This window comes from Chryseobacterium pennae (assembly GCF_003385515.1).
Lineage (GTDB): Bacteria > Bacteroidota > Bacteroidia > Flavobacteriales > Weeksellaceae > Chryseobacterium > Chryseobacterium pennae.
The window spans coordinates 38536-60658 of record NZ_QNVT01000029.1; the positions used below are offsets into that span (position 1 = coordinate 38536).

Annotated in this window: 19 protein-coding genes; 16 read left to right on the forward strand and 3 right to left on the reverse strand. The window is 37.2% G+C overall.

Annotated features, from left to right (window positions below):
- Window positions 1-278: 278 nt before the first annotated feature.
- The 7 genes from DRF65_RS22880 (at window position 279) to DRF65_RS22910 (ending at window position 8455) form a co-directional block, all read left to right on the forward strand.
- Window positions 279-962: a TIGR02117 family protein gene (locus DRF65_RS22880; RefSeq protein WP_115973042.1), complete on the forward strand. Its 684-nt coding sequence runs from the start codon at window positions 279-281 to the stop codon at window positions 960-962.
- A gap of 2 nt (window positions 963-964) precedes the next feature.
- The gene (locus DRF65_RS22885; protein ID WP_115973043.1) at window positions 965-1612 is read left to right on the forward strand and encodes a murein L,D-transpeptidase catalytic domain-containing protein; all 648 of its coding nucleotides are present in this window, start codon (window positions 965-967) and stop codon (window positions 1610-1612) included.
- Window positions 1613-1623: 11 nt separating this feature from the next.
- Complete coding sequence (locus DRF65_RS22890) at window positions 1624-2076, forward strand: SRPBCC family protein (RefSeq protein WP_115973044.1); 453 nt, start codon at window positions 1624-1626, stop codon at window positions 2074-2076.
- A 318-nt stretch (window positions 2077-2394) separates the two neighbouring features.
- Window positions 2395-2727 carry a hypothetical protein gene (locus DRF65_RS22895; protein ID WP_115973045.1) on the forward strand — a complete coding sequence of 111 codons (333 nt, stop codon included), beginning with the start codon at window positions 2395-2397 and terminating at the stop codon, window positions 2725-2727.
- A 59-nt stretch (window positions 2728-2786) separates the two neighbouring features.
- Window positions 2787-3875, forward strand: a complete 1089-nt coding sequence (locus DRF65_RS22900) for an efflux RND transporter periplasmic adaptor subunit (protein WP_115973046.1) — start codon at window positions 2787-2789, stop codon at window positions 3873-3875.
- Between the two features lie 28 nt (window positions 3876-3903).
- Window positions 3904-7026 carry an efflux RND transporter permease subunit gene (locus DRF65_RS22905; RefSeq protein WP_115973047.1) on the forward strand — a complete coding sequence of 1041 codons (3123 nt, stop codon included), beginning with the start codon at window positions 3904-3906 and terminating at the stop codon, window positions 7024-7026.
- Window positions 7007-8455, forward strand: coding sequence for a TolC family protein (locus tag DRF65_RS22910; RefSeq protein WP_115973048.1), 1449 nt, complete (start codon window positions 7007-7009; stop codon window positions 8453-8455). The genes DRF65_RS22905 and DRF65_RS22910 overlap by 20 nt, the downstream gene beginning before the upstream one ends.
- 271 nt (window positions 8456-8726) lie before the next feature.
- Here DRF65_RS22910 and DRF65_RS22915 read toward each other — a convergent pair whose 3' ends face one another.
- A complete protein-coding gene (locus DRF65_RS22915; RefSeq protein WP_109738810.1) occupies window positions 8727-9149 on the reverse strand; it encodes a cold shock domain-containing protein in 423 nt (140 codons plus the stop codon).
- Window positions 9150-9838: 689 nt separating this feature from the next.
- Here DRF65_RS22915 and DRF65_RS22920 point away from each other — a divergent pair.
- Window positions 9839-10594, forward strand: coding sequence for an SDR family oxidoreductase (locus tag DRF65_RS22920; RefSeq protein WP_115973049.1), 756 nt, complete (start codon window positions 9839-9841; stop codon window positions 10592-10594).
- Between the two features lie 76 nt (window positions 10595-10670).
- Here the strand turns inward: DRF65_RS22920 and lgt are convergent, their stop codons facing one another.
- On the reverse strand, window positions 10671-11507 hold the full coding sequence (lgt, locus tag DRF65_RS22925) for a prolipoprotein diacylglyceryl transferase (RefSeq protein ID WP_115973050.1): 837 nt from the start codon (window positions 11505-11507) through the stop codon (window positions 10671-10673).
- Window positions 11508-11699: 192 nt separating this feature from the next.
- Window positions 11700-12704, reverse strand: coding sequence for a LacI family DNA-binding transcriptional regulator (locus tag DRF65_RS22935; protein ID WP_115973052.1), 1005 nt, complete (start codon window positions 12702-12704; stop codon window positions 11700-11702).
- Between the two features lie 164 nt (window positions 12705-12868).
- On the opposite strand from DRF65_RS22935, the gene DRF65_RS22940 reads away from it, so the two are divergent.
- The 8 genes from DRF65_RS22940 (at window position 12869) to DRF65_RS22975 (ending at window position 22119) form a co-directional block, all read left to right on the forward strand.
- Window positions 12869-14308 (forward strand): mannitol dehydrogenase family protein, encoded by a 1440-nt coding sequence (locus DRF65_RS22940; protein WP_115973053.1) that lies wholly within the window; start codon window positions 12869-12871, stop codon window positions 14306-14308.
- Between the two features lie 4 nt (window positions 14309-14312).
- Complete coding sequence (locus DRF65_RS22945) at window positions 14313-15659, forward strand: MFS transporter (RefSeq protein WP_185148485.1); 1347 nt, start codon at window positions 14313-14315, stop codon at window positions 15657-15659.
- Between the two features lie 127 nt (window positions 15660-15786).
- The gene (locus DRF65_RS22950; RefSeq protein WP_185148486.1) at window positions 15787-16479 is read left to right on the forward strand and encodes a hypothetical protein; all 693 of its coding nucleotides are present in this window, start codon (window positions 15787-15789) and stop codon (window positions 16477-16479) included.
- Between the two features lie 52 nt (window positions 16480-16531).
- Complete coding sequence (locus DRF65_RS22955) at window positions 16532-17452, forward strand: carbohydrate kinase family protein (RefSeq protein ID WP_115973055.1); 921 nt, start codon at window positions 16532-16534, stop codon at window positions 17450-17452.
- An 87-nt stretch (window positions 17453-17539) separates the two neighbouring features.
- Entirely contained in the window at window positions 17540-18235 is a 696-nt protein-coding gene (locus DRF65_RS22960) for a VIT1/CCC1 transporter family protein (protein WP_115973056.1), read from the forward strand.
- Window positions 18236-18445: 210 nt separating this feature from the next.
- On the forward strand, window positions 18446-18853 hold the full coding sequence (gene tssD / locus DRF65_RS22965) for a type VI secretion system tube protein TssD (protein ID WP_115973057.1): 408 nt from the start codon (window positions 18446-18448) through the stop codon (window positions 18851-18853).
- A gap of 252 nt (window positions 18854-19105) precedes the next feature.
- On the forward strand, window positions 19106-20965 hold the full coding sequence (locus tag DRF65_RS22970) for a type VI secretion system Vgr family protein (protein ID WP_115973058.1): 1860 nt from the start codon (window positions 19106-19108) through the stop codon (window positions 20963-20965).
- Between the two features lie 56 nt (window positions 20966-21021).
- Window positions 21022-22119, forward strand: a complete 1098-nt coding sequence (locus tag DRF65_RS22975; protein ID WP_115973059.1) for a DUF2931 family protein — start codon at window positions 21022-21024, stop codon at window positions 22117-22119.
- Window positions 22120-22123: the final 4 nt, after the last annotated feature.

The window sequence follows — 22123 nt, forward strand, 5'->3', positions numbered from 1 at the left end:
GATTTTTATCCCTAAGGAGGTTTGGATTTAACTGAATAAGTTGTATAAAAACCCTTTCCTAAAAAGAAAAATTGATTTTCATGAGATTAAAGTCTCACCGAAAATCAACGTTTTTTTTGTACTCTTTTTGGAGCAGTTTTTACTCTTACTTTAAACCTTTTTTGTGACTTGGTATTTTTACGCATATTTGTGAATATTTCGTAATTAAATATAGCGATTTTTTCGATTAAAACAAATACTTTTACGAAAAACTATATATTAAATTTTATTAAAAAAGCATGAATGTGAAAACAATATTAATAGGTACACTGAAAATTTTGGGAGTCATTCTGGGAATTGTAATTGTTTACGTTCTTTTAGGACTGCTCATTCCGTTTATTCCGGTTTCAGCCAAAGATGACGGGGAACAGAAAGACATTGCTATTTACATTTATACCAACGGTGTTCATACCGATATTGTGATGCCTGTAAAGAACGATATGAAAGACTGGAGTCTTATGATTCCTTTTGCAGATACAAAGTCTAAGAAAACAGATTATAAATATATTGGAATAGGATGGGGTGATAAAGGTTTTTATCTGGATACTCCAACCTGGGCTGATCTTAAGTTCTCAACGGCGATAAAAGCAGCATTTTGGCTAAGTGATTCAGCAATGCATAGCACTTATTATTATGCAATGAAAGAAGGAGAAGATTGTAAAATGATTATGATCAGCAGAAGCCAGTATCAAAACTTAATCAAATTTGTAGAAGATAAATTTGATAGAGATCAGAACGGAAAGTTCATGCTGATTCCTACAGATGCCGTGTATGGTGATAATGATGCATTTTATGATGCCAGAGGAACTTATAGCTTTCTTTATACCTGTAATACCTGGAGCAATAATGCGTTGAAGGCTGCAGGACAAAAGGCCGCCCTTTGGACACCTTCTGATTTTGGAATTTTCCAGCATTATAAATAAGTATGAAACCTTTTTTTCTGTTCAGTATTATTCTTTTATTTTTGTCCTGCACAAAAGAGAAGAAAGAATATAAACGTCCTGTTGATGCTACTCCTATAATAGCTAAAAAGAAGCTCGAGGCTGATCTTGCCAAAGTAAAAAATAAAGCAGAAGAAGCATTGAAATTCTGCAGCGCAAAGAATTTGAGTACAGATTTTTGTATTCTGATCGATATGAGTCTTCATTCTGGTGTAAAACGTTTTTTTGTCTGGGATTTTGACAAGGAAACCATTTCCAAAGAATATCTGGTAGGCCATGGTTGTGGATTCAATAGCTGGAGCAGGGATGAGTCAAAAGATAAGCCAACATTCAGTAACGAAGACGGAAGCCACCTTTCCTCTTTGGGAAAATATAAATTGCAGGACAGAGGCTACAGTGAATGGGGAATTAATATAAAGTATCTGATGCATGGTCTTGAAGAAACCAATAGCAATGCCTTGAAGAGATTCATAGTTTTTCACTCCTGGGATATGATGAGTGATGAGGAAATGTTTCCAAAAGGATCACCGGAAGGATGGGGCTGTCCTACCATTTCAAATAATGCCATGAAGGAAATTGACCCGATGATTCAAAATTCAACAAAGCCTGTTCTGATGTGGATATATAATTAAAAAGAAGTAAGATGAAACATAAGCTTTTCCGTGAGCAACAATTAAACTGTGATATAGAAACCGCCTGGAAATTCTTTTCCTCAGCCAATAACCTTTCAGAAATTACACCAAAGGATATGGGATTTACTGTATTGACAGAAATGGAAGATGATGAAATTTATGAAGGGATGCTCATCGATTATTATGTTTCGCCATTATTTGGAGTCAAAATGAAATGGCAGACAGAAATTACCTATGTCGATTTTCAGAAAAGCTTCATAGACTTCCAAAGAAAAGGCCCATACAAATTATGGAACCACCATCATGAGTTTATTCCCAACGATGAAGGCGTTCTGATGAGAGATACCATAGATTACGAACTTCCCATAGGATTCTTAGGAGAAATTGCCCATTCTTTATTCGTGAAAAAGAAACTGGACTCTATTTTTGATTATCGTTTCAGAGTTCTGAGCAGATTGTTTTAAAAGAGCTCAGGTTGTCTGTCATTCTGAAGAAGAAAAAATCTCATTGATGACTTTATAGATTTTCTATTTGGTTTCTGAACTATGTTCGGAAACCTTCAGTTTGTAATCAGAATAACATTAATATTCTTTCTCCATACCCTAATCAATTACTGTTTTAATAAAATGATATTGTTGATAGCATGTACGCTAATCTTCAAAAAGTGTGATTTTATCGGCATTGTTTAAGTTTTTTTAACAGTTAAATGGAATAAACTCCATCAAAATTTCTTACTTTTGCAAAACTATTGTTTTTACTAAAAAACTAAGTATTCTGTTGACATGGCAAGTCTGAGGTCATTTTTCTATTTCTATATCATGCTGGTTTTTACCCTTTTCAATTCGAATTGGGTAGAAAAATCATTGCAGGATATCCCTCATCTTCCGCATGTAAGCAATATCCATTTGCTGGATGTTTACGAAGAAGCAGATATGAACACGCATGCCTTGCCTGCGGCTTCTAAAATTGTTAAACATTCAGGTCGTAAGGACAATCCTGCAGTTGGGGATTTTTCGGCAGCATTAAAAATTGCTCCGAAAATCATGCTTCCTGATATTGCAGTTTCCCTTATCTGTGGAGTAAAGTCCTTTCTCCATCTTCTCCAATTGTACTAGTTTAAGTTATTGAATTTCAAATTGTTTTACCGAAAATTTTATAACCTAAACATTCAGAAATGTATTTTAAAAATGTAATAATTTGCAGCTTTGCAATATTATTCGCAGTGTCATGTAATAAAGACAAGCAAAAAAACAGTCAAAAAGACAAAGAAGTTCCGGTACTGGAAATCAAGGAAAAAGATACCTTGGTAAGCAACCAGTTTGTGACTGATATTCAGGCTAAGAAAAATGTGGAAATGAGGTCCAGGATTGGTGGAATTATTCAGCATATTTACGTCAATGAAGGACAGTTTGTTCATCAGGGACAGCCTTTATTTAAAATCAATGATGCTGAACTGCAGATGGAACTTTTAAAGGCTAATGCTACTTTAAAACAGACTCAGGCAGATGTCCGCATCGTTGAAGTAGAATTGAAACAGATTCAGAGCCTTCATGCTAAAAAGTTTGTAGCGAATAACGAACTGGAATTGGTAAAGGCTAAGCTTTCATCAGCTCAGGCTAAGAATGCTTTTGCTGATGCTGAAAAGAGAGCTGTGCTTCAGAAAATCAGTTTTACCAGAATTACGGCTCCGTTTGATGGCGTTATTGACGTTATTCCTCATAAAGACGGAAGTTTGGTGGAAAATGGAACTTTATTAACTACATTATCCCAGCTTAATGAGGTGTATGCCTACTTTTCAATTCCGGAAAACCTTTATTTTGAACTTTTGGCTAATGATAAGATAGGGAATCATCAGAAAATTGAACTGACCCTGCCAAATGGTGTAAACTATCAGTTTAACGGAGCTTTAAAAACAGCAGAGGGAGAAATCGACCGAACTACAGGATCTATCCGCTATAAAGTCCTTTTCCCAAATCCTGATCACCTGATTAAGCACGGTACCTCGGGAAAACTCATTATTTCCGAAAATCAGGATAAGGCCATTCTTATTCCACAGAAATCCACATTCTCTATTCAGGATAAAACCTATGTTTTTGTCGTGGACAAACAGAATAGAGCCAAAATGACAAACATTAAGATTGGAAACACACTCAGAGATTCCTATATGGTGGAAAGCGGTCTTAAAAAAGGAGATTTAATCATTTATGAAGGTACTCAGTCCTTGAAGGATGGTGATGTTATTAAAATCAAAAAGAAGTATTAACCTTTCATAATCTTTAAATCAACTTATTATGGTAGAGATGTTTATAAGACGAAAGGTTCTTTCGTTGGTTATTTCCATATTATTTGTATTGCTGGGAATTATGGCCTTATTAAAGATGCCCATTACCCAGTTCCCGGATATTGTACCGCCCTCCGTAACGGTAACAGCAAAATATACCGGAGCCAATGCCGAAGTATCAGCCAATGCGGTTGCACTTCCATTGGAACGAGCCATCAACGGAGTACCGGGAATGACGTATATGTCAACGGTAACTTCCAATGACGGGCTTACTTTGATCCAGGTTTTCTTTGAAGTAGGAACCGATCCGGATGTAGCAGCAGTAAATGTTCAGAACAGGGTGACAACCATCTTGGATGAGCTCCCTGAAGAGGTAATCCGTGCCGGAGTAACTACTGAAAAGGAGGTGAACAGTATGCTGATGTACCTCAACATTACGAGTACAGACCCAAGCCAGGATGAGCAGTTCATTTACAATTTTACGGATATTAATGTTCTTCAGGAACTGAAACGTATTGATGGAGTAGGCCGTGCAGAGATCATGGGACAGAAAGAATACTCTATGAGAGTTTGGCTGGATCCGCAGAAGATGGCAGCGTATAATATTTCAGCAGATGAAGTGATTACTTCTTTGCAAAAACAGAATATTTCGGCAGCACCAGGAAAGGTAGGAGAAACTTCAGGAAAAACATCCAGTCAGCTACAGTACGTAGTTAAATATAAAGGGAAATTCTTTGAGCCTAAACAATATGAAGAAGTTCCCATCAGGTCAGATGTAGACGGAACGATTTTGAAACTTAAAGATATTGCCAAAGTGGAATTCGGGGCGATGAATTACGGAATGGTTTCCAAGACAGACGGAAGACCTTCTGCATCTATTATGATGAAGCAGCGTCCGGGATCCAATGCCTCTGAAGTTATTGAAAATGTAAAGGCTAAAATGGAAGAATTAAAAGGTACTTCATTCCCACCCGGAATGGAATTCAATATGGCCTACGATGTTTCCAGATTCCTTGATGCTTCAATCAGTGCGGTATTGATAACTCTTATCGAAGCCTTTATTCTGGTAGGAATTGTAGTATTTATTTTCCTTCAGGACTGGCGTTCTACGTTAATTCCTGTATTGGCAGTTCCGGTAGCATTGGTAGGAACCTTTGCCTTTATGAATATGCTGGATTTCTCAGTAAACCTATTAACTTTATTTGCTTTGGTACTGGCCATCGGAATTGTGGTGGATAATGCGATTGTCGTCGTAGAAGCTGTCCATGTAAAAATGGAAGAAGGTATGAACGCAATGGATGCTACTATCAGTGCTACAAAAGAAATTGCAGGAGCAGTAATAGCAATCACCATTGTAATGTCTGCAGTATTTATTCCCGTAGCATTCCTTGATGGTCCGGTGGGAGTATTTTACCGACAGTTTTCATTAACATTAGCCATCAGTATTGTGATTTCTGGGGTGAACGCATTAACGCTTACTCCGGCATTGTGTGCCATTATTTTAAAACCACACGATCACAATAAAAAGAAGACCATTATTGATAGGGCTTTCCAGAGCTTTAATACAGGCTTTGAAAGACTGACTAATGGCTACGTAAATATTCTATCAAAATTTGCAACAAGAACTACAGTTACTTTTGGGCTATTGTTCTTATTTATAGGATTAACATTTGTGACCAGTAAGTTCCTTCCCACCGGATTTATTCCAATGGAAGATCAGGGAATGGTATATGTAAGTGTAACCACTCCGCAGGGAGCTACGGTAGAAAGAACGGAAAAAGTACTGGATGAAGTAACGGTTATTGCCAAGAAAATAAAAGGTGTAGAAAACGTAACCACTCTTGCAGGATACAGCATTGTAACAGAAATCGCAGGTTCATCCTACGGAATGGCCATGATTAACCTTAAAGACTGGAAAGAAAGATCCATTTCAGTCAATGACCTGATCACCGAACTTTCAGAAAAAACAAAAGGAATTGCAGATGCCCAGATTGAAATCTTTGCACCACCAACGGTTCCTGGGTTCGGAAATACCAGTGGTTTTGAATTGCGTTTATTGGACAGAACAGGGGGAACCATTGAAAATACTGATAAAATCACCAAAGATTTTGTCAAAAAACTGAATGAAGCTCCCGAGCTGCAGAACAACTTTACCAGCTTCGATGCTACTTTCCCGCAATATATGATTAATGTGGATTATGATATGGCAGCGAAGAAAGGAGTATCTGTAGACAATGCGATGTCCACATTACAAACTATGCTGGGATCTTATTATGCAACCAATTTTATCCGTTTTAGCCAAATGTATAAAGTGATGGTTCAGGCAAGCCCGGAACACAGGGACACCCCTGAAAGCATTCTCAATTTATATCTTAAAAATGATAAAGGTGAAATGGTTCCTTTTTCAACGTTTATCACTATTGAAAAAGTATATGGACCAGAGGTACTTACAAGATACAATATGTATATGTCTGCTATGATTAATGGGGAACCCGCTGAGGGATACAGTTCCGGTGATGCTATTGCTGCTGTAGAACGTGTAGCCAAAGAGATCCTACCAAGAGGTTTCGATATTGAATGGTCCGGGATGACAAGAGAAGAAATTCTATCCGGAAACCAGACGGTATATATTTTCCTGATCTGTCTGTTGTTCGTATACCTTTTATTGGCAGCGCAATATGAAAGTTTCCTTCTTCCGATGCCTGTACTATTAAGTCTTCCGACGGGAATCTTCGGATCCTATATCGCATTGGTACTGGCAGGATTGGATAATAATATTTATGCACAGGTGGCTCTGGTCATGCTGATCGGACTATTGGCTAAAAATGCCATTCTGATTGTAGAATTTGCTGTAGCCAGAAACAAACAGGGATACGATATTATTCCGGCAGCTATTGAAGGAGCAAGACAACGTCTGAGGCCTATCCTGATGACTTCCTTTGCTTTTGTGGCCGGTCTTATTCCGTTGTGTATAGCATCCGGAGCGGGAGCAATCGGTAACCGTTCCATTGGTACGGCAGCAGCAGGAGGAATGCTGATAGGAACTGTTTTCGGATTGGTGGTCATTCCGGGACTGTATATATTCTTTGCAAAACTTGAAAATAAGAAGAAAGATGAAAAGATTAAATCATAGACATATTTTGTATGGAATAGCCGCTTTAAGCTTAGCTTCTTGTGCCGTTCCGAAGGTTGCTGAACTGAAAAAAGCTCAGGCGCTTCCGGAAATGCCTGTTAAATCAGCCAGCTCAGAAGAATTTCAACACCTGAATCTGAAAGCGTATTTCACAGATACTCACTTATTGGAACTTTTCGATAAAGTTGTTCAGGCCAATCCTGATTTTCAGATTGCACAACAAAGAGTGGAAATTGCTAATAGCTTCCTGCAAAGATCAAAAATGGATCTTTTGCCTTCTCTTGAGGTAGGAGCAGAAGTTGCCGGAAACCGTTATGGAAAATATACCATGGAAGGAGTGGGAAATTATGACACTAACCTTTCTCCCAATATTACCGAAGACCAGAAAATCAACCGTGATTTTACTCCCAATTACTGGCTGGGAGCAAGAAGCAGCTGGGAAATTGATGCCTGGGGGAAACTGAAGAATAAAAAAATTGCTGCCCAAAAGAAGTATCTGGCTTCTACGGAAGGGCTGCGATTGCTTCAGGTAGAACTTTTCACAGATATTGCGAATCTGTATTATCAGTTGGTAACTTTAGATAACCGTCTGGCCATTTATCAGAAGAACTATAAACTCCAGCAGAGAGCCTTCGAAATTGTTCTGGCGCAGCGTGAAGTGGGAAAAGCTACAGAACTTGCTGTCCAGCAGTTTAAAGCTCAGAATAATAACTGGCTGGCAGAAATTGAACATATTAAAGTGGAGATCGTTACTGTAGAGCAGGCGATCACAACTTTAACAGGAAGTTATGGTGGCGAAGTAAAACGTGGTAAAACGCTGATGCCAACAAATACTGATGTTTTAAACAGAACTGTGAATGTAGAAGCTGTGATCCATGCAAGGCCGGATGTAGCTGCTAATTATTATGTATTGGAGGCTTCTCAGGCCGATGCAAAAGCTGCAAGAGCTGCTTTTTACCCTAAAATTGACCTGGGTGCAGGGATCGGGATGAATTCCTTTTCTGTGGAAACACTTTTCAAACCAAGTTCATTAGCAGGGCAGCTGTTGGGTGGATTGATGGTACCCGTTTTTAATAAAGGCCAGCTTAAGTATGAGTTCAAAGTAGCCAGTAAAGAGCAGGAGATAGCTTTTTTAAATTATCAGAAAAGCATAACCACTGCCTTTAATGAGCTTCAGTCTATTTTGAAACAGACCAGAATTTACGAAAAGGTTTTAAAATTAAAATCAGAAGAGGTTGGCTTTCTGGATCGAGGAGTTGAAGTTTCCAATGATCTGTATCTAACAGGATATGCCAATTATTTTGAACTGATTAATTCACAGAAAAGCAAATTGATTGCAGAACTTGATCTTTTACAGTTCCAGCATCAGAATACCAGAAATAATGTTTTGTTGTTTAAAGCTTTAGGAGGAAAGCTGAATCAGAACTAACTTATATTTTAAACAATCATTTTTCGGTTTTGTTAAACCGGCCATTTTTATTTTTTACGATGAAGAAAGAGGTTGTCTCACTGCGAGGCAGCTTCTTTTGATTTTCAGAAGTACAAACTGAGCTTCCAGGCGGTTACCCCATATGTTTGCTTTAGAATCTAATTTTGTAAAACCCAGTTCCTCTTTCATGAAAAAAGAGACGGTCTTTAAGACGGTCTCTTTCTGTATAGTTTAAAAACATATCTGCAATATCATGCAGAATGTACTGATCTTATTTAACAATCTGAATCTCAACTGCAGAAAATCCTTTTGGAGATTTTTCCTTTTCAAAAGAAACTTTGTTTCCTTTTTTCACCGGTTCTACACAGTTGTTATTGTGGAAGAAGATGTTTTCTTTGCTGTTATCTTCAGTAATGAAACCATATCCTTTTTCACTAAGGAAGGTAACAATACCTGTTTTTCTTGGATCCTCCTCAATAATAGGAGCAGCTCCCAATTGAATATCATCAAGGTTTACTTCCTGTCTTTGTTCAGGTGGAGTAGAAGTTAATCTTCCGAATTCATCTACATACATGAATACGTCCTCCGCTCCTTTGTTGTTGTTCGTCTTACGATCTTCGCGTCTTAGCGCTTTTTCTTTTTGCTTTTGAATTTTTTTCTTGAAATTTTCCTTTTTAGAAAAAGAATCTGCCATAAATTATTTTTAGTATTTAGTTTCTATAAATTGTATTGTTCACTCTGGTCTGCCTTAGACCTTAAAGCCCGCCGATGTTTTCTGTTCTGGGTTTCCCTAATAATACAGAGCTTTAAAATTCCGACAAGTATTGTTCTGGGTAGAAGAATAAAAGTTAAAAATATGGCTGCTCAAAAAGCAAAGACTGAATAAATCTATTCTAAGTCGTTACAGAAAACAAAGTAGTGACCTGTTAATAATATGCAAATATACAACAATAAAATGAATAAAACTGTTTTTAAATGATTGATTATCAGAAATGGTTTTTATGAAAATCTGTCCAGACAGTCTTATTTACAGGAGAATAAAGCAGTATTGACGGCTTTTTATAAAAAATCCCCAGTAAACTGAGGATTTAAAAAAATATATTAAGAATGAAATGGTGTGTTAATATGGGTGGGAAAGCATCAAATGTTGTGCCTAAAATTCACTTAAGCTGGAAAAGTTAAGCAACTGTTTAATATATAAAATGGGATATAAACTCTATCTGCTTGGTAGATAATAGGATATTGGAAAAAATATGTTTATATAAATTTTATAATATTTTTAAAGTTAAAATTGAAGTCTATCTGAAATTTCCGAAAAATTCACCATGTTGAGATGCTTTTTATTATTCATCTTTGCTTCATTAACAAATAAAAAATAAAATAATGTCAACACAAGATGTAAAAGGAAAAGTTGTTTTAATAGCCGGAGGAGGTAAAAACCTTGGTGGATTGCTAAGTAGAGATTTTGCAGCAAAAGGAGCAAAACTGGCAATACACTATAATAGTGAAAGCTCAAGAGCAGAAAGTGAAAAGACTCTGGCAGAAGTTCAGGCATTGGGCGCTGAAGCATTTCTGTTTCAGGGTGATCTTACTAAAGTGGATAATCTTACCAAGTTTTTTGATGAAACTATTTCCCGTTTTGGAGGAGTAGATATTGCAATCAATACAGTAGGAATGGTCCTTAAAAAACCATTTTCAGAAACTACAGAAGCAGAATATGATACTATGTTCAACGTGAATTCAAAATCAGCTTACTTCTTTTTGCAGGAAGCAGGTAAAAAAATAAATGACCACGGAAAGATCTGTACAATTGTTACTTCGTTACTGGCAGCATATACAGGTTTGTATTCTACTTATGCAGGAGCAAAGGCACCTGTAGAGCATTTTACCAGAGCTGCATCTAAGGAATTCGGAGCCAGAGGAATTTCTGTAACAGCAGTGGCACCTGGCCCAATGGATACTCCTTTCTTCTATGGTCAGGAAACAGATGATGCAGTAGCTTATCATAAATCTGCCTCAGCATTGGGCGGGCTTACCGATATTAAAGATATCGCTCCATTGGTAGAATTTTTAGTTACTGATGGCTGGTGGATCACAGGGCAGACTATTTTTGCCAATGGTGGTTATACAACAAGATAATCTGAAATGCATAAAAAAATAAACTCACTGAAAATTGTTTTCAGTGAGTTTTTTATTGATCAGAAGGAGTACGAAACTATAAAGTTTTCATTTTTCCTTTGTCCAGGATACTTTTAATAATGAAAAACAATCCCAGAAGTACAAAAGGAATACTTAAAAGCTGTCCCATATTTAAGCTCATTCCATGTTCAAATTCGACCTGATCTACTTTAATAAATTCGATCAGGATTCTCATGATAAAAATTAAAAGAATACTGATCCCGAAGTAAAACCCTTTTCCGATTTTGAATATATCTTTCTTGTAAATAAGGTATACGAAAAGGAAAATAATTAAATAAGAGATTGCCTCATACAATTGTGCAGGATGTCTTGGAAGATCATCTACCTGATGGAATATAAAAGCCCATGGAACATTGGTAGGAACTCCAATGATTTCCGAGTTCATAAGATTGGCAAGCCTGATAAAAACTCCACCTAAAGGAAGTACAATAGCAATAGCATCCAAAACTGTCATTAAAGGGATCTTAAACTTTCTCGCATAGATCAGCAGCATAATCATCAGTCCAATTCCCCCACCATGGCTTGCAAGCCCTGCAAAACCGGTAAAGTGGTAGGCTCCATCCGGACCTCTCTGGATTGGCAGGAAGATTTCAAGCGGATGCTGAGAATAGTAATCGAAATCATAAAAGATGCAGTGCCCTAACCTGGCTCCGGCAAAAATTCCGATAAGGGCATATGAAAATAAAGCATCATGTGCCTGTGTACTCAGATTTTCTTTTTTATAGATCATTTTTAAAATATTAAAGCATAAAACAAGCCCTGAAAGAAATAAAAGGCCATAGTATTTGACGGAAACACCTAAAATATTAACGATTTCAGGATTCACATTCCAGTTGATGTATAATAAACTCATTGATATTGTTATCGGATTTTACGGATGCAAAGATAAGAAAAATAGGATTTTTTTGAGCGACAACACTGTTTTGAGAATCAACGGACTGAATTGTAGAGTTTTAGTGGGATTGTATACTGCTTTGCATTTTTCAAAGTTTTCTATAAAAACCTTAAGAACTGAACGATGAAGCTTATTGTTTCCGAAATACTGTCAGGTAGAAGCTCTATAGATTAATTCTGCATCCATCATAATACATTTGCTTGGAGAAGAGTTATTTTTAATTTTTTCTAAAGCCAGTTCTGCAGCAATCTCACCCATCTTTTCCAAAGGTTGCTGTACACTGGTAAGCTGAGGGAAAACCATGGATGATAGTTCCGTTCCGGAGAAACTGGCAACTGCTACATCATCAGGAATTCTTATCTTCTGTTCATGAAGGTAATTCATGGCCCCTAAAGCTAATGTGTCACTAAATGCAAAAATACTGTCAAACTCTATATTTTTGCTTATTAGCTGTTTGATGGCCTTTTTTCCGTGTTCAAAAGTCATTCCATCCGCCTGTACAATAAGGTTTTCATCAAAAATGTTATATTTCATGAGAATACGCTTATAGCCATTCACTCTTTCCATCGCGTTTCGAATAGTAGCCGGTCCCATCATGTGAACAATTCTTTTTCGCCCAGTTTTGATTAAGTATTCCACCATCAGTGAAGCTTTAATATAATCATTGACTATTACTTTCGATACATCCAGAGATTCATGGGGAATTCTGTCAAAAAATATCAATGGAGTTCCTTGCTTCATAATATGTTGATAAATATCATTATTATATGTTTCGTGGCAGAGATTAATAATGATAGCATCCACATTGAACTCTTCAAGGAGCTGCAGGTTTTTTCTTTCAATACAAGAATCTTCATCAGATTGTGTAATGATGATTCTATATCCCAACGGATAAAGGATATTCTGAATTCCTTTGAGGACTTTCGCAGAAAAAGGAGTAATCATTTCAGGCACTACAAACCCGATAGTTTTGGATTGTCCGGATTGTAAATTCAAGGCTGTAAGGTTGGGTTTATATCCCAATTTTTCCGCTGCATCCAATATCCGTTTTCTTGTTTCTTCATTCACATTTTTGTCATGAAGCAGTGCTCTTGAGATTGTAGAGGTAGATAATGACAAAAATTTGGACAAATCTTTTATCGTTATGCGTTTCATTAGCTCTGTTTTTTTGTTAAAAATAATAAAAAAATATCCTATTGGGAACGTTCCCTTAGTTTTGGGAACGTTCCCAGTTGTGATTTAGTAAAAAAACTTATAAGTCAATTATTTGTTAATATATATTTAACAAACTAATCAATTTATTAAATATTATACTAATTATGGGTGTTGTTTATTGTAATTATAATTCTTCGGAAATCTGTACTGGGATTTTACACATCGGTGTAGGAAATTTTCACAGAGCTCATCAACAGTTTTATACGCATATGCTGCTGAATGACAAGGATCAGCAGACATGGGGTATTTGTGGAGTATGCTTACTGCCTTCAGATGAGAATGTATTCAATAGCCTAAGAGAGCAGAACCTTAAATATTCGCTCACGGTTTGTGGAAGAAGCGGAGTAAATGAAGTTTATAGAATTGATTCACTGCGCGAATTGATTTGGGCTGGTGATAATCCCGGTGCTATCGTTAAAAAAATTGCTGATGCCGATATCAGGATCATCACCTTAACTATTACAGAAGGTGGATATAATCTTGATAAAGAAACCGGTGAATTCATACTTGACAATGAAAATATACAACATGACTTGGATAATCCTGCCAGTCCTTCTACGGTATTCGGATTCATTGCAGAGGGCTTACGCCAAAGAAAAAAACAAAATGGCGGTCCTATTACGATTCTTTCATGTGACAATCTTCTGCAGAACGGAAATATGGCAAAGAAAGCCTTTACCAGTTTTATACAAGCACAGGATAAGGAACTTGCGGAATGGATAATGAAAAATGTAGCTTTCCCAAACAGCATGGTAGACCGCATTACACCAACTACAATGTATGCAGATGTAGAAAGACTGAACAGGCTGAACGGAACAAATGATAAAGTTCCTGTATACTGTGAAGATTTTGCCCAATGGGTAATAGAAGATTGCTTTATTGCAGGAAGACCAGCCTGGGAAAGAGTAGGAGTAGAATTTACCAATGATGTAACGTCATTTGAAAATATGAAACTCAGTCTTCTGAATGCTTCACACACATTACTGTCCTATCCTGCCTTTCTGATGGGATACCGTAAGGTAGATCTGGCTATGGAAGATGCAGATTTGGTACAGTTTATAAGGGATTTTATGGATATTGATATTACTCCTTTTGTTCCGGCTCCGGAAAATACAGATTTGGAAAAATACAAACAGACCCTTATTGAAAGATTTGCCAATCATAGCGTCAGCGATCAGGTGAGCCGCCTATGCTCTGACGGGGTTTCAAAATTTCCGGTATATATTATTCCTAATCTTGATAAAATGATAAAAGGGGCTAAGGATCTTACCAGACCTGCCTTCCTTATTGCTTCCTACAGACATTATCTGAAATATAAGACAGACAGCCATGGAAGTACTTTCGAGGTAACAGAACCGTGGCTAACGATTAGCGATGAACTGCTTATTGGTAGTGAAAATCCTTTGGATTTTTTAGAATTATCAGCTTTTAAAGGAATTTATCTGAAAACTTCTGAACAATTCGTGGAACTGTATATCCGCTTCGTACAGAATATCAAAGATTCAGGAATCTCTTCAGTTTTAAAATCAATTATAAAATACTAAGGTCATGCAAGTAAATTCAAATACCGTATCCTCGGGAAACAAGGCAAACAACGCTATGCTACCGTTTGCTATTATCACTTTTATTTATTTCATTGTGGGTTTTTTGACAACGGTGAATGAACAGCTTCAGGCCCCTTTGAAATTCACTTTTCTGAGCCATGCAGGCAGCCTGAAAAACACATTTACAACTTTGATTTCCTTTTTCTTCTTCCTGGGGTACCTTCTGAACGGAACCCTGGGAAGTAAGTGGGTCAATGCCTTTGGATACAAGAATACGATCCTGCGTGGCCTTTTATTTATGATTTCCGGTCTTTTTATGTATTTGTGTTCATCCTGGATAGGGGATCAATATTCCGAGTTGAAATTCAGTATAAAAGATGCCGTTATTCCTGTCGGGTTTATCGTTTTCGTCATAGGTTCTTACCTGATGGGTACTTCTGCAGCTATTATTCAGGTTGTGGTGAATCCCTATGCCGCATCCTATGAATTGAAAGGTACCCAGCCCGTACAGCGGCTGAACATTCTGACCGCAATTAATTCTATTGGGACAACTTCTGCACCATTTTTTGTGACCGTAGTGATGTTCAGTGGGATTTCTATTGAAAATATAGAAATCAGGCAGTTGCTGTTACCACTTTCTGCCCTTATCATCTGTATACTTACTGTAATGATAATCACCAAAAGGCTTCATCTTCCGGATTTGGCCCATACAAGAGTGGTGGGAGAGGAAAAGCTTGAAAGAAGCATCTGGTCATTCAGACATTTTGTACTGGGCGTTCTGGCAATTTTCTTTTATGTAGGAACTGAAGTTGCTATTGGTGCCAATATTAATCTGTATGCTTTTGAGTTGATGGATTCCGGCCATCCGATCACTTTTTTTGGAAAGTCAGATATTATCATCGGTGGTATGGATTTAGGAATTCATGCATTACTGTCTACATTATATTGGGGAGGCTTCCTTGTGGGAAGAGCTATATCAAGCTTCTTTAGTGAAATTTCTGCAAGAACACAGCTGGTAACCACTACAATCCTTGCCACTATCCTTGGTATCATTTCTATGGTTACACAGAACCTTTGGTTTCTGGTAGCAATCGGTCTGCTTCATTCCTCTATGTGGAGCTGTATCTATACCCTTTCCATAAAAGGACTGAACAAATATACCTCAAAAGCATCTGGAATCTTTATTTCTGCAGTATTTGGCGGGGCTGTCTTTACCCTTATCCAGGGAGGTCTTGCAGATATTTTAGGCTCGTGGAGATGGACCTGGTGGCTTACAGTGATCTGCGAATTGCTGATGCTGGTTTATGCTCTGTTTGGATCACGGATAAGAGAAAAGGATCTTATTCAATAACCCCATCTTTATTTTTCCTGAAAACCTTCAGTATCCGGTAAATATTACCAGATATAGACATCTAATGTTTATCCAAAAAAATACCTATGTCATGTTAAAAATATTTTTTTTGCTTTTTCTTCTTATTATGAGAAATTTCTTAAGTGCACAGGAATTACATTCGGCTCTACAGCTTAGAAACAGCCATTTGTGGCGCGGGATTGAAGTCTCGGCAGGTTTGATCTATACCGGAGATGTACATCTTGATTACAAAAACTTTTATGTGGGATTCTGGGCCGGTGGTAATGTGGAAGGTTCCTATAAGGAATTTAATAACTATATAGGATATAAAAATAAGCATCTTACTTTAGAGCTCTGGGATATTTATAATTTTTCGCCTGGTGCTACTTATAACAATAAGGAATTCTTTAATTATTCCGCAAGGGAAACCGGGCGTTTCTGGGATCTGAGGTCCTATTATACCATAAGTGAAAAATTTCCTTTGGTACTGAGCTGGAATACAGTGGTGTTCGGAAGGGACAGGAACGGTGATAATACGAAAAATAAATATTCATCATTTGTATCAGGAGAATATCCGGTATATAAGAAAGAAAATCTGGAAGTAAGGGGAAGAATAGGATATGGTTTTGCTTTAAACAATACAAATGGAGAGAAAAATAATTTTTTTGCTAAAGAATCCGGGTTCAATGAGATCAGCCTTATCATTTCAAAAAGCTTTACTATTGAAGGTTATAAAATACCCATCGGAATATGGGGAATGTGGAATCCGGTAAACAATAATGCCTTCCTGCAGTTTTCTGTACAGGTTTATTCATTCTGATAAAGAAAAAAGAATGCTATTTTAGTTTAATACATTTAATTAATTTTAGATAATGAAAGATAAAAAAAATAAAGTTGTCTGCTTTGGGGAAGTTCTCTGGGATATTTTTCCTGGTGAACAGAAAAGGGTAGGCGGAGCGCCCTTTAATGTAGCATACCATCTTTCCAGGATGGGTGTTGATGTTAATATGATAAGTAGTGTGGGGAACGATCAGCTGGGACGGGATCTGCTGCAGAAAATTAAAAGCTGGAATATCCCGACAGATTACATCCAGATTAATGTAGGGTATCCTACCAGTACTGTTATCGCTTCTGTGGATGAAAATAATGATGCACATTATGATATTGTAGAGAATGTAGCCTGGGATTTCATTGATATAACTCCGGAAAACCATGAAATACTTAATACAACAGATGCTTTTGTATTCGGAACATTGGCAGCAAGAAGTGAGAAAACCAAAAACACATTATTCGAACTGCTTGAAGTAGGAGCTTATAATGTTTTTGATATCAATCTCAGAGAACCGTATTATGAAACTAGTATGATAAAGGATTTGCTGCATAAAACACATCTGGCAAAATTTAACAAGGCAGAACTGCGTATGATGCTGGATTTTTTAGGAAAGGAATATACAAGTGAAGAAGACGGTATAAAATTTCTACAGGAAAATTTTGATCTACATGAAATTATTATTTCCAAAGGAAGTAAGGGAGCTTTGTATGCAGATAAGCATGATTTTTATCGATATCCTACCATTCCTGTTACAATAAAAGATACTGTGGGAAGCGGGGATTCTTTTTTAGCAGGTTTCCTTTCAAAAAGATTGGAGAAAGGAAGTTCAGTGCATGAAACCATGATTCAGGCGGTTTCCCTGGGAGCATTTATCACATCGCAGGAAGGTGCCTGCCCTGAATATTCTTTTGAAGATTTCAATAGGTTCAAAAACCAATACCAGCTTTCAGCTTTAGACTGATCAAGGAGACTGCTTATTAATTTAAAATGATTCTTGATGAAACATTTTATACCTTTAATACCATTATTTATCACAAAACAATCTCATATGCATCATCAACTGGAAAAGCATTATGTAAATAGGTTAGGCTGGCTTCGGGCAGCAGTTTTGGGAGCTAATGACGGTTTGTTGTCCACTACAAGTATTGTCATTGGTGTTGCAGCAGCAGAACCTGAGCGGCACATCATTATTCTTGCGGCTTTGGCAGGAATGATAGCAGGAGCAATGTCTATGGCTGCCGGGGAATATGTTTCGGTAAGCTCACAGGAAGATACAGAAAAGGCAGACCTGATCCGCGAAAAGCGTGAGCTTGAAGAAATGCCGGAAGCAGAACTTAGAGAACTTGCCAAGGTCTATGAAAAAAGAGGTTGTTCCAAGGAAACAGCGATGCAGGTTGCTATTGAACTTACAGAACACAATGCATTGGAAGCCCATGCCCGGGATGAATTGGGTATTAATGAAATAACTCAGGCAAAACCTTTACAGGCTGCTATAGCATCATTCGGGTCTTTTGCTGTAGGGGCACTGCTGCCATTCACGGTTTCTCTTTTAGCTCCTATCAGGCAGATGGTGTATTTTCAATATGGTTTTTCCATTATATTTCTGATGTTTTTAGGAGCAATGTCAGCCAGAACAGGCGGTTCCAGTATTAAAATTGCTGTAATGAGAATCTGTTTCTGGGGGACTGTTGCTATGGGAATAACAGCTTTGGTGGGGCATCTTTTTGGAGTAAATGTATCCTGATACGGAATGGTTTCTATTCCTGCATTAAAAAGAATTTTAAATAATAAGTATTTGATTTCCAGTTTATATTTAACCTAACAAGTGTTAGTCGTAGTATTACTACACTTTTTGAAATTTCTTATTAATTTGTATTTTGTTCTTGTAATTAGATCTATATTTGGTGATATAAAACAACAAATCACACAATATTAACGATTAAAATTTACAATCATGGCAGAAAGAAATTCAAGAGGAATTTTAAAATTCAACAACGGAGAAGGACAAAAGTTATTAAAGCTTAACTACAGTGTATCAAGATCTACAGACGTTTCAGGACGTGTAGCATCAGATCCTTCCAATGCGCTTATTAAAATCACAGTAGAAGCTACAGAAAAATCAGATATTCTGGAAAGCTTATTGAACGGAAAGTACAAGCCTACAGTGGGAGAAATTACCTTCAACAAATCTCATGAGGAAGGAACATTAACAACATTAAAGTGGCAGAATGGATATGTGATCCAGCACGAAGTAGATTTCAATGCAGTGGATGAAAACAGTATGTATATCACTTTTGTTGTAAGTGCAGAACAAATTGACTTAGGGAATTCTGCTTACCATGGAGCTTGGCCTACAGCGTAAGAATCTGATCTCTTAAAAAAATCAAGTACATATAAAAACAGAATGGTACAATAGATACTGTTCTGTTTTTTTGGCTCTGATAAATACTTCAGAATTAAACAAAATACTCTCATCAATTTTCTGTAATTGTTGAAATAAATTGGGTAAAAGTGGATTTTATATTGTAAAAAATTTATAATTTTATATAAAGGATATTTTTTTTAGAATTTTTTTTCTGAAAATAAAAGTCTTTCAAACACCTTACATTAAAATATGAACAAAAATACCTCGAATTCCGAAAAGATTTCGGAGAATCATATTCCCGGAATCAACCGTGTGGTGAAGCTGGATATAGTGATTGAAGGCAAAATGATCAAACATTTCAAACACTTCCGCTTACAACAGAGTGTAAAGAAACATCATAATTTTGAACTGACATTGGCTCATGATACCTTAGATGGTGTACAGAACCATGATCTGGAAGAAGCTCAGCAGTTTTTAGGAAAACGTTTAACTGTAGTCTTTAAATATAAAGATGTAGAAGGAAGTCCCGAAAGGACCTTTGTAGGAGTTATTACAAAAGTAGGATTCAGTCAGGAAAATCATAGTCTTGGAAATATCGTACTGAAAGGATACAGCCCAACTATTCTTCTGGATGCTGCTCCTCATACCCAAAGTTTTGGTGGTGACCAGCCCGTTAATATGGGAATTATTGCCACCGATGTAATAAAACAGGGTATCGAAAACAGTAAATTTGATGTAAAAGTGAATGCTAAAGCGTCTGCTCAGATTCTTTACAGCTCTCAATATAACGAAACCCATTACAATTATCTTTGCAGAATGGCAGAAGCCTATGGTGAGCAATTCTTTTATGACGGTGAAATACTCCATTTCGGAAATATGCCGCCTCAGAATAAAGCTGTAGAACTGATCTATGGAAGCAATGTTTCAGATATCAATGTAGAAATGAAGGCCGTACATATCAAGCCTCGTTTTTACGGATATAACAGCAGCTCTAATGCTAAATTAACTTCCGGAGAAACCCCTATCAAACATGTGGGAAATCTTGCAAAAACATCCTACCAGAATAACGATAAGATCTTTAAAACCCCATCATTACAGGTTGCTCCTATAAAGGCAGCCACTGATATGGATGTGGTGATTTCTCAAACCAGTACAGCAGGAAGCAGAGCCGTAGACGTTTTTACAGTTTCAGGTGGTACCACTATTCCATTTCTATATCCGGGATGTGTTGCCGATATCAATATGCGTAAAACCGATAGCAATCAAACCTCTTACTTTACCAAACTGATGGTTACAGAAGTTATTCATGAGGTAGATACACTGGGACGTTATGAAGGAAGGTTTGAAGCCATAGCTGCAGATACAGGATATATTCCGACCCCTGATTTTACAGTTCCCATTGCAGAACCTCAGATCGCTACAGTGATCTCTAATACAGATCCGATGGGACAGGGAAGGGTTACTGTAAGATTCGACTGGCAACTGCATGATACTACAAATTTTATCCGAATGATGGCACCTGATGCCGGAGGTACAGATCAGATTACTCAAAACAGAGGATATGTAGCTATACCCGAAGTAGGAGATCAGGTAATGGTAGGCTTTGTCCATAACCATCCGGACCGCCCATTTGTGATGGGAGGAATGTTCCATGGTGGAACAGCTATGGGAGGAGGTGTTGACAATCATTTAAAATCCATTCAGACCAGAAGCGGAATCAGGGTTTTAATGAATGATGCTGAAGGAAGCGTCACGATTGTCGATCCAAGTGGAAATAATTATTTTATGGATGGAAAAGGAAACATCATCGTCACAGCACCGAAAAATATGACGTTCAATGCAGGGGAAAATCTTACCATCAATGTCGGGCAGGATATGAAGACCACCGTAGGAAATGATAATGCCATTAATATTACCAATAATCATAAGTTTACTTCAAGGAACTATAAACAGACTGTTAATGAAAATAAAACCATCAATGTAACAGGTGATTTGAAAGAAACAACCTCCACGACTACCCATAAGGCAAAGAATGGAGATATCCTGTTGCAGAGTTCGGGAATTGCTAAAATGTTGGGTAAAATTGATGCTAAAGTAAATAAAGGATAAAACACATGACAGTATGTTTCATGGAGTTTACTATTGAAGATTAGAACGTGTTCATAATGAATAGAATAATAAAATATCTGTTAAGCTTTTTATTTTTTACCCAGATTTCTTGTCAGGAAAAAAAAGACCATAAAAAAACAGTAACAATGACAAAATATGAATGGACTGAGGGAACTTCTGCTCCTTTAGGATATCCGATGGAGGTATACAAAGGAGGAATAGAATGCGAGGGCGGAGAATGGGTAGGACTAGATATCGGGTTATCACCGGGAGGAAATACCTGGGGAACCATCAATAATGGAATGGGAAATAGTTTTAAAGGTATTCCCACCCGTCTTGATTTTACATGGATGTCATACATGGAAAACCAGTTCTATATGATAGATGCTCAGGTAGACACGGGTAAAATAAAAAAATATTTCAGTAAAGGATATGATAGTAAAGCCAGCAATGGAAGTGGAAATATAAAACATTTAAACTATAACAAGATCGGTATAGGAATGGCTCCGGGAGGAGTGGTTGTAGTTTGGGTAGCCGGTGTAGGTGTACAGAAAGAAATAGGAAGGTATCTTGGAAAAAAAGTAACCATTCCGGAATCAGAAATAGCTAAACTGGACAGCCATGAGGACCGTTTTTTCAGAGATGATTACTTAAAAGAAATTCATACCAGTGAAAAAATAGTTCCATTAAAAATACAACAGGAAAACAAAGGGAAGTCTATCCCTTTTGGTTTATGGGATTCGTATAGGATTCAGTATGACTGGAAACCTGTTTTTGAACTTCCTGAAAAAGGTAAACTCAATCCTCTGACAGATGTAGGAATGACAATGGTTAATGGTGAAATGGATCAGTTGGATTCATCCAAGAATCCTCTTGGAGGTAACGGAACTAAGGCAATACCGCAGTCTTTTTCCTTTTCAGTAGTGGATGGTGAGGGTATAAGATATGGGGCTGGTTGCAAACTTAATGAAAAGTCAGCTTTTGAAGCATTCTCAAAAGTGTTTGGAAAAGATCCGAAGTCTACAAAGGCGAGCCTGGTGATTAAAATAAACGAATCATATAGCTTTTTTACAGTGCTGCTGAAAGGTGAAAATGGAAAAGAAGCTTTCATTAAAACAGAAAACCTGGAAATGTTTAAATCCAGAAAGAAATAATGCA